1 protein-coding gene is annotated in these 2,532 nt (G+C 37.3%); it reads right to left on the bottom strand.

Going from position 1 to position 2,532, the window contains the following annotated elements:
* Nucleotides 1-117 precede the first annotated feature (117 nt).
* The gene (locus V7024_RS24040) at nucleotides 118-1,932 is read right to left on the bottom strand and encodes a reverse transcriptase domain-containing protein (protein ID WP_335524587.1); all 1,815 of its coding nucleotides are present in this window, start codon (nucleotides 1,930-1,932) and stop codon (nucleotides 118-120) included.
* Between the last annotated feature and the right edge of the window lie 600 nt (nucleotides 1,933-2,532).

The following is a 2,532-nucleotide window of genomic DNA, read 5'->3' as shown; positions in this document are numbered from 1 at the left end:
TAGTAGGGTAAGAACCCAGCGCCTTGCTATGTTTCCATAGTAGGTTTCCGTGAACTCCCCTCCGAACCGTACGTACTCGTCTCCGAGTATACGGCTCTCCACTTACAAAATGCCTATCTATTTACCGTTATGGATTTTTACGTGACAGCTTTTACACACCACAAGGGTTTTGCGTTGTTTGGCAATCATAATGAGTTCCCAAAAAGCTTTTCCCTTTAAGTTTTTTACCTTGTTAACGTGGTGAATTTCAAATGTTGTGTTTGGGCTGTTATCTCCGCAAATTTCACATTCGTTTGCTTTTAATCTTTGTTCAAGCTCTGTTTTACATTGATATACATAAAGGTTCGGTTTTGTATCAATCATTTTCTTGAAGCTTGGTTTCTGTATTGTGAAACCGTCTTTATAGAAGTATGCTATTTTTTCCCCACTTTTTGTTTCGTATTTTACTCCCCAGTGTTTGCCTTGTTTGTATTTTTGTTTCATTTTGCCAACACTGGATTTGTATTTACCTGCAAGTGTTTTTAAACAGCTGTACTCCATGACATATCTGAGTTGCCACATTTTAACCGATACATTTTCAGCTAAGGAATAGTAATTGTATAAACCTCTTAATTCTGCATTATACAGTTCGACGATTTCGAGGTCAGTTAATCCCTCGAGTGCTGGTCTATGAAGAATACCCCATTTCTTGGCGTTTATATCTTTGACCATTTTTCGTTCTACAATTACTTTTTCAATTGTCCCTTTTGGAATTAACAATTGAACTGAACCGTTATACCATCTTCGTGTTAAACCATTTTTATCTCGCTTCGTACTGAAGTTGCTCCTTATTTGTATCTCATAACCTAAAAAGCGAGCTGGCTTTTCACTGTGAGTGATTAGCGTTTTTTCTTCCGACATTTCCAGGTTCAACTTTTCTTTTAAGAATGAACCTATTTTTTTCTTTATATAATGACAATCTTCTTTGCTTCCGTTAATTCCTATTAGGAAGTCATCTGCATATCTTACGTACTTAAGACTTTTATAACCTTCGTTATTAGGTTCATAGTACGGGATAGTTAGAAGTTTTTTCTTGTTTGCTTTGTACTCTTGTATTAGGGCTTGTCTTTGCTCTGCGTCTTCGGTACGGTCTATCTTCTTAGATAGTCGTCCGTTTAGGTGCTCATATTTTCGGTATTCTGGGTTTCTTTTTCGTTTCTTTGGTTCACCTATATCAAAGTCTCTTTTTAATTCATCTATGATATAGTTATCGAATTCGTTTAGGTATATGTTCGCTAATATTGGGCTGATAATTCCACCTTGAGGTGTACCGCTATAGGTGTTTTTGAATTTCCAGTCCTCTACATATCCCGCTTTGAGGAATTTCCACATGAGTCTTATAAATCGCTCGTCAGAAATTCTTTTTCTTAATATGCTAATTAGGATATGATGGTCAATATTATCGAAATATCCTTTTATGTCTCCTTCGATAAACCAGTTAACACCCCGAAAAGTGTTTTTAATATTGATGAGAGCTGTATGACAGCTATGAGCTTCCCTAAAGCCATGAGAGTATTCAGAGAATGTCGGTTCGTAGATTGCTTCGAGAAGCATTCTACAAATTTCTTGTACTAATCTGTCAGTGAAAGATGGTATACCTAATGGTCTAGTTTTGCCATTTGATTTTGGGATATATGTTCTTCTGACGGGTTTGGGCTGATATGTTTCGTCTTTCAATTGTTCAATGATGCTACATATTTTTTCTTCACCAAACCCGTCTGCCGTTTCGTCGTCTATTCCCCTTGTTGCACTACCTTTGTTTTTGTATATCTTTGTGTAAGCTTTATAATAGAAATCTTTATTAAAAAGATTTCTATACAATCTGTCATAACGGTAATTTTCTTTATTTGCTTGTTTAGATAGGTTGTATAATACAATTTCAGAATTTTGCATAGAGCCTTTCGCTCCTTTCGGCATTGTTTATACTTTGTAAGCTGTTCTCCTTCGCCATGTACTAGGCTTTCCCTAGCTCGGACTACTACGAGAACTCCGTTACCATATTGGATATTCAGTGCCTCTGCACATAGCCTTCATTGGCTTTCCAACTTAGGTAATCCCCATTTAGTATGTTACGTACAGGCTCGATAAGTTGTCGGAAGGAACATTCATCCTTTTCCTATATCTGTAGGCGTGTCTATCCTTGTGAATCAGAAACTAGGAGTTAATCACAATTTATAACTCACTCCCATTGTATTGATGGAAGCATATATTCCTTCAATACTGGATAGATGTTAGGTTACAGACGATTTCCTAACAGGTGACGCATGGTCCCACTCGGATTGTTCTTCAAGCAGTTTAGCCTTCTTCCTTATACTTATCTTTTATACCTTGCCACTCAGTCGTAACCTTTTCGTCTAGGTTAACTTATGGCTTTTCCGACATGCTACACTCCCTCTTTGGTTTCCCGCAGAGATAAGTCGGCTAGTATATTAACCGTTTCTGTAGTTAATTCACCGCCAAACGGTGAAATACGTAACACCCTTATGGGCGCAC

Origin of the sequence: Bacillus sp. JJ864 (assembly GCF_036963045.1) — a bacterium.
Lineage (GTDB): Bacteria > Bacillota > Bacilli > Bacillales > Bacillaceae_G > Bacillus_A > Bacillus_A pseudomycoides_C.
The sequence above is the reverse complement of the archived record's forward strand: the minus strand, read 5'-3'. Positions and strand labels throughout refer to the sequence as shown.